This window comes from Marinibaculum pumilum (assembly GCF_042646425.1).
Lineage (GTDB): Bacteria > Pseudomonadota > Alphaproteobacteria > Ferrovibrionales > Ferrovibrionaceae > Marinibaculum > Marinibaculum pumilum.
The window spans coordinates 198079-205470 of sequence record NZ_JBHRTR010000023.1 but is presented as its reverse complement, the minus strand read 5'-3'; the positions used below and the strand labels follow the sequence as shown (position 1 = coordinate 205470).

Below are 7392 nucleotides of genomic sequence, written 5' to 3'. Positions count from 1 at the left end.
GCGCCAGCAGCGCCGCGGCTGCCGCCGCACCCACCAGGGTCCGTCCGACGGATGTCCAGTTCTTCATACCAAGGCCTCCCTAGCCTTCCCATCAGATACTGATGCCACTGCATCGCCTCGGGTCCGCGGCCGGTTCTGCCGCCGCCCTCGGAACTGGCGCCATAATGGCCGCATTCCCTGCAGGCTGTCGATATGGCCGCGCTTTCGGATGCGGTGACGATCGCCTAAGTATCAGGGCGACCGCGACAGGAACAAGTGACCTTGCCGCCGCCGCGTGCCGCTGTACGACCCGGAGCCGCCGAACGGACCGCATGGAATCCGACCCGTTTCAGACCCTGTTCCAGTCCTTGAGCTACGAGCATTGGGCCCATGTGGTGGATCTACTGCGCGAGGCGCAGTTCTTCTCCACCATCGCCATCATTGCCGCCGTCTTCCTGGTGCGCTGGCTCGCCGTGCGCGCGATGAACCGGAACGAGGAACTGGCCGCCGAGAACAAGCGGCGCTGGACCTCGCATATCCGCAACTTCAGCTTCCTGATCCTGGCGATCTCGCTGGCGCTGGTCTGGTTCCCGCAGCTGGAGACCTTCGCCCTGTCGCTGACCGCCTTCGCGCTGGCGATCATCATCGCCACGAAGGAGCTGATCCTCTGCCTCTCCGGGTCGGTCCTGCGGGCGACGACCACGGCCTTCAGCGTCGGCGACCTGATCGAGATCGACGGCGTCTGCGGCGAGGTCGTCGAGCACAACCTTATGTCCACCGCGATCATGGAGGTGCATCCGCAAGGGGCCAGCGAACCCTACCAGCTGACCGGCCGGCGCCTGGTGCTGCCCAACAGCATCCTCTTGTCCAAGCAGCTGGTGAACTATGGGCTGATCCGGCGCTATGTCTTCCACCGCTTCGAGATGGACTTCGACACCGCACTGGATCCCGCGGCCATGACGGCAGCGATCCAGGCGGCCGCGGAGCGCCAGACCGCCGCGCTCGGCGACGTGGCGCAGCGCTACCATGCGCTGGTGGCCAGCCGCTCCGGCCTCGACCTGCCGGGCATCGCGCCACGGGTCACCCCCGGCACAACGGCGATCGGCGGCCTCAGCTTCACCATCACCCTGTTCTGCCCGATCAAGGCCGCAGCCGAAATCCAGCGGGAGATCGCCGCCGAGGCGCTGCAGGCCGCCCACCGGTTGCGGCAGGAGGCGGCGGCCGCAAAGCAGGCAGCGCGTGCGGCTGCCCTGATCGAGGAGGAAGCCGGCGCATGAAAGCATGGCTCTGCCGCAGCCTGGAGGGGATCGCCGCGATGCGCCTGGAGGAGGTGGCATCCCCCGCCCTGCGGCCAGGCACGGTGCGGATCCGGCTGCGCGCCGCGGCGCTCAACTTTCCCGACCTGCTGATGCCGGCCGGCCGCTATCAGGTACGCCCGGACCTGCCCTTCGTGCCGGGCCTGGAGGGCATGGGGGAAGTCGTGGAGGCTGCCGACGATGTGGACCGCTTTGCCCCTGGCCAGCGTGTCATGACCTATGCCGGCCAGGGCTGCTTCGCGGAGGAGATTGTGGTGCCGGCCGGGCTGGTCCATCCTGTGCCCGACGGCATGAGCGACGACGCGGCCGCCGCCTTCGTTCTGGCCTATGGCACGGCCTGGCATGCCCTGATCGACCGCGGCCGCCTGCGCGACGGCGAATGCGTGCTGGTCCTCGGTGCGGCCGGCGGCGTCGGCCTGCCGGCGCTGGAAATCGCGGCCGCCCGCGGCTGCACGGTGATCGCCGCCGCGGGATCGGAGGAAAAGCGGCAGGCCTGCCTCGGCCATGGCGCAGCCCACGTGCTGGACAGCCGCGGCGACCTGCGGGCGCAACTGCGCGAGGCAGGCTTCGACGGCCGGGTCGACATCGTCTACGACCCCGTCGGCGGCGCAGCGACCGAGCCGGCGCTGCGCAGCCTGGGTCGCTATGGCCGGCTGCTGGTGGTCGGCTTCGCCGCCGGCGATATCCCCGCCCTGCGCGCCAACCTGCTGCTGCTGAAGCAGGCGGACGCGGTCGGCGTCAGCTTCCGCCAGTTCGCGCAGGACCTGCCGGACAAGGCGGCGCTGACGGTCGGGGCGCTGGCGGACCTGTTCGGTGCCGGGCGCCTGGCACCGCGTATCGCCCGCGAACTGCCGCTTGACGAGCTGCCGGCCGCGGCAGCGCTGCTGGAGGACCGGGCGGTCGTCGGCAAGGTGGTTCTGCGGATCGCGGACTGAGCCCCTCGCCCGCTCAGAACCGGATGCCCAGCCGGACGCTGCCGGTATGGGAGACGAAGTCGGAGCCGACATCGGCCCCGTACTGCGCCCGCAGCTCCATGCCGCTGCCATGGACCAGGTCGAGGCCCAGATCGCCACGGCCGACCACCCGGTCGCCCTCGAACGAGGTCGTGATGGCGGCGCTGCCGGCCGGCGCCCCGGCCAGGCGGGCGCTCTGCGTCCATTCCGCATCGCTCCAGACCGTCACGCCGATCCCCGCATAGGGCCGCAGGATCGCATCTCCCAGATCGACCCGCGCACCGACCTCGACCTCCGGCGTGGCGCCGAACTTGGTGTCGCTGGCGCTATCGAACTGCATGTTCAGGGCGCCGGCGCCTGTCTCCGTATAGCCCGGGACCCGGACATGGACGACGTCCAGGTTCAGCGCCGGGCGTACATACCACTGCCCCATGTCGACATTGTAGGCGCCGCGCAGCCGGCCCGAATAGCTGTGCGTCTTCTGGCCCGAACTGGCGGTCATCGCCACGCCGGCATTGGAGACCAGGCGCTGGTTGTCCATCTCGCCATAGCTGTAGCCCAGCGAGCCGGCCAGCAGCCAGCTCTCGCCGATGCGTCGCTTGACCACCAGGCCCGCCGAATAGCTGTCGCCGGTACCGGAGGCCTGGCCGTCATGCGCGACAACGCTTTCCTCGGTATAGGCGCCGGCACCGCCGATGAACCAGTCCGTCGTGCCGACCTGCTTCTGGCCGCCCAGCTGGTAGGTCGCCGCATGCTGGTTGTAGCCGGTGACATTGCCGTCGCTGGAATGGCGCAGGCTGCTCCAGATGCCACGGGAATAGGTGCAGCTTTCCTCGCTCAGCTGCGCCGTCATGCCGACGAAGACCGGGCAGGAATGCAGGTTCCTGTGGAACTTCGCCGCCGCATGGGGCGCGGTGGCGCTGCGCACGTGATGGGATTCGGGCGCCAGGTCCTTCAGCGCCTCGCGATATGCATGCGGCGATGTCAGGTTCGCCAGGTGCACGAAATGGTCTTTCAGGGAACCCAGCTGGCCGCGATCCCAGTGATGCTGCAGATGGTCGGCGGCCTTCTTCTCGCCCTCGCTGAGGCCGCCGGTCGCCTTGCTGTGCGCGCCGTTGAAGGAGACATCATCCAGGGTGACTTTGACCGTGCCGCCGGAATGCTCGATCCGGTAGCGCAGCGCGCCGACCGTCGAGGTCGTCGCGCCGCTGCTGGTCAGGCCGCCGTCGCTGGTCAGAATTGTGAAGGATGGCAGGCTGGCCTTGTCGAAGCTGGACGGCAGATCGCTGACCTGGGGCGAGATCTCGCCAGCCAGCGACGAACTGCCCGTGGCCTCGATGCGGTCCGAGCTGCCGCTGGCGAAATCGGCATCGACATACCAGATGCCGCCCGCCTGTTGCTCCAGGCGCCCCGTCAGCTTCGTGGTCGCGATCGTCTTCGCGCCGCCGACATTCATCGTGCCCGCATTGACCAGGCTGTTCGCCGTGCTTCCGAGATCGACCTTGGTGCCGGGCTCGAAATGACCGCCGCTCAGGTTCTCGAAGCGGCCGGAGGCGAGTTCCATATTGCCCTTGATCGTACCGCTGTTCTTGACGGTCAGGTGGCCGCCGGTCCCCGCCACGGCCAGGCCCGACGCCGCCGAGAGGGTGCCGCCGGAATAGGTCAAGGTATTGCCGCTGTCATTGCCGTCGATCCAGACGCCGCCGCCGGTCCCGCTGCCGCCGGTGACGTCGCCGTCCAGGGTGACGGCGATCGTGCCCGACCCCTTGTCGCGGTCGATGCTGCCGTCGGTCTTCTGCACGCCTGACTGGCCGATCACCGCCCAGGCGTCCGTGCCGCTGGTGGAGATGCTCCCGGCGATGTTCATGGTGATCTTGCCGCCGGAGCCCGACGCGCCGCTGCGCGCGACTCCATTGCCGGCCGTGGTGCGGGACAGGATCAGCCCCTCGGTATCGCCCAGCGCCCCGCCACCGCCGCCCAGGCTCTGCGCGACGATGCCGTGCGCCTTCTTTCCCGTCGTGGTGATCGTCGCCCTGTCGGAGGTGGCGCCCATGCGGACCTCGATCGCGCCGCCATCGCCGCCGCCGCCGTCGGCGCTGGTGAAGTCGTCGAAGCTCAGCACATGCTCCGACTTCATGCCGCCGGAATAGCCGCCGCCGCCGCCGATCGACTGCAGGAAGATGCCGACCGCGCCGCTGCCCTGGGTGTGGACGACTGCGCCATGGTCCAGGGTCACGGTGACCTGGCCGCCGTGATTGCCGCTGCCGCCCGTGCCGCCCATCGTGCCGTTCAAGGTGCCGATCGTGGCGTCGGTGCCGCCGCCGCCGAAGCCGCCGCCGCCGCCGATCGACTGGGCGAACAGGCCGAAGGCCAGGTCCCCCTTGGTATGCGCGGTGCCGCGGTTGGTCAGGGTCACATCGCCGCCGCTGCCGCCGCTCGCGCCCTTGCCGCCGAATGCCAGGGTCGTGGTGTTGGTGAAGCCGCCGCTGCTCTCGGTCCCGCCGCCGCTGCCGCTCTCCTGCGTCGCCAGGTTCAGGATATGGCTGCCGCCGCCGCCGCCGATGCTGACGGCGACGATGGCATGCGCCTCCTTGCCGGTCGTGACCACGGAGCCGGAATTGTCGACCTTGACCGCGCCGCCCTCGCCGCTGGCGCTGGAATCGCCGCCCAGGGTGACCCCGACGCCGTAGGACAGGCTAGCCGCGCTGGTGGTCGCGCCGCCGATGCCGCCGCCGCCGCCGATCGACTGGGCATAGATGCCGTAGGCGAGCTTGCCGCCGGTCGCGATGCTGCCGGCATTGGTGACATCGACCTCGCCGCCCTTGCCGGAGGAGCCGCCCTTGCCGCCGATATCGACATTGGCGTTGAAATCCTCCGATCCGGAGGAAGCCGCGCCGCCGCCGGTACCGCCGCCGCCGCCGACCGACTGGACCAGGATGCCGTAGGCGCCATGGCCGGAGGTTCCGATGGTGCCGTCGTTGGTGGCCTTCACCGTTCCGCCATCGCCGCTGGCCCCGCCCTGCCCGCCGATCGCGATGTCGGCGCTCCAGCTGACGGAGCCCTCTTCTTCCTCGCCGCCCTTTTCGGACTTGCCGGTGAACTTGCCCTTCACCTTGTCGAGGATGCTTTCCTTCGCCTTCTCCTTCGCCTTGTCGACGATCTGGCCGTAGATCTGCCCGACCAGGGATGAGTCCCCGTCATCGTCGTCGGTCTGGTTCACCGAGGCGCTGCCGCCATGGCCGCCGCCGCCGCCGATCGACTGCGCATGGATGCCGTGGGCGCCGCCGCCCGACGTGGTCAGGGTGGCGGATTTCTCGTTGGTCACGGTGACCGCGCCGCCCTTGCCGCCGCCGCTGCCCTTGCTACCGACCGTCAGGTTGATCTGCGAGCCGGAGCTGCCGGCGACCGAAGACCCGGCATCGCCGCCCGGCGTGGGGTCGCAGGAGTTGGTCTTGCAGACGGTCGCAGACGCTTCGGCCCCGGAAGCGGTGCCGCCACCGCCGCCGACCGACTGGGCGAAGATCGCCCGCGCGTCGCCGCCGCTGGTGACGATGTGGCCGCTGTTGCTGGCCAGTACGGTGCCACCCTTGCCTGATGCCGAACCTGACCCGCCGATCGACAGCCCCAGGCCGATCGACTGGTCGGCGAAGGTGGCGCTGCCGTCGGTGCCGGAGCCGGTGCCGCCATTGCCGCCGCCGCCACCGATGCTCGCCAGGTGCAGGCCGTCGGCATAGCGGCCTGCGGTGGTCAGGTGGCCGCCATTGGTGACATGGACCTCGTGGCCGTCGCCGGCCGTGCTGGACTTGCCGCCGACCCCGGCGGAGAGACCGATATCGGTACCGGTCCCGACCGCGGTCGCCGTGGAGGCCGCGTTGGCGCCCAGGCCGCCGCCGCCGCCGATGCTGGTGGCATAGATCGCATAGGAGCCGTCGTCGCCGGTCTTGATGGCGCCCGAATTGTCGACCCGGACAAAGCCGCCATGGCCGCCCGTCCCACCGCTGCCGCCGATCGCGGAGGAGATCGAGACGCTGGGAATGTCGGCATTGCCGAGGGTCGTGCTGCCGGCCGTCGCCTGGCCGCCGGCACCGCCGCCACTGCCGATGCTGGTGGCCTGAATGCCATAGGAATCGATGCCGGACGTGGTGATCGCGGAGCCGTTGTCGACGACCACCTTGCCGCCGACATTGCCGGTGCCGCCATCGCCGCCGATGCCGATCGAGACGCCCAGGCCCAGCGACAGGGATTCCGAGTCAACGCCGCCGCCGGACCCGCCGCCGCCGCCGATGCTGTAGGCGACGATGCCCGGCGAATTGACCCCATGCGTGGTGATCGCCCCCAGGGTGGTGCCGCGCAGGATGTTGACGTCGCCGCCACTGCCGCCGGACCCGCCGCTGCCGCCGGATGAGATGCTGATCAGCAGACTGTCCTCTGTGACGCTGCCGCCGGCGGCCCCGCCGCCGCCGATGGACTGTGCCCAGATGCCCGCAGCGACGGCACCATGGGTGATGAGCGTGCCGGTATTTGTGACATTGACCGCGTCGCCATTGCCGCCGGTCCCGCCCGAGCCCCCTTTGTTGGCGAAGCTCAGCCAGCCGGTCGCCGAACCGCCGCTGCCGGAACCGGTGCTGGTCAGCTGGAAATCGGCATTGTTGATCGCCGCGGTCGCGTTGCCGCCGCCGACGCTCTGCGCCACGATCGCGATGGCGCCCTTGCCCTTCGTCTCGACATGGCCGCTGTTGCTGATCGTGACCGCGCCGGCGGCACCCGCATTGCCGCCATCGCCGCCGCCGAATGTCGCGTCGCCGCCATCGCCGCCGGTGCCGCCGACGCTCTGCGCGAAGATGCCGAAACCGAAGCTGCCCTGTGTCGTGATCCGGCCATGATTGCTGCCGCTGACCCGGCCGCCGCTGCCGCCGGTCCCGCCATCGGCGCTGCCATTGCCGTTGCCGCCATTGCCGCCGACGCTCTGCAGGGTAACGGCGGGGGCCTCGTCGCCGGTCGTTGAGATCTTGCCGCTGTGGACGAAGGAGACCGACGGCCGGTCGTCGCTGTCGACGATGCTGCCGCCCTTGCCGCCCAGCGATCCGTCCGTGCCGCCGCCACCACCGCCCTGGCCACCATTGCCGCCGGCCACCGACAGCAGA

General features: G+C 70.0%; 3 protein-coding genes. 2 read left to right on the top strand and 1 reads right to left on the bottom strand.

Annotated elements, in window-relative coordinates; translation table 11 throughout:
- Window positions 1-311 precede the first annotated feature (311 nt).
- Entirely contained in the window at window positions 312-1256 is a 945-nt protein-coding gene (locus ACFOGJ_RS10035) for a mechanosensitive ion channel family protein (RefSeq protein WP_379899836.1), read from the top strand.
- Entirely contained in the window at window positions 1253-2230 is a 978-nt protein-coding gene (locus ACFOGJ_RS10030) for an NADPH:quinone oxidoreductase family protein (RefSeq protein WP_379899834.1), read from the top strand. Before ACFOGJ_RS10035 ends, ACFOGJ_RS10030 begins: the two co-directional genes overlap by 4 nt.
- 13 nt (window positions 2231-2243) lie before the next feature.
- Here the strand turns inward: ACFOGJ_RS10030 and ACFOGJ_RS10025 are convergent.
- Window positions 2244-7392 (bottom strand): hypothetical protein (locus ACFOGJ_RS10025; protein ID WP_379899832.1); only part of this gene is annotated, 5149 nt, incomplete at its 5' end.

Coding starts and splice junctions, on each gene's coding strand:
- ACFOGJ_RS10035 (WP_379899836.1), top strand. CDS start 312: ATGGAATCCGACCCGTTTCAGACCCTGTTCCAGTCCTTGAGCTACGAG.
- ACFOGJ_RS10030 (WP_379899834.1), top strand. CDS start 1,253: ATGAAAGCATGGCTCTGCCGCAGCCTGGAGGGGATCGCCGCGATGCGC.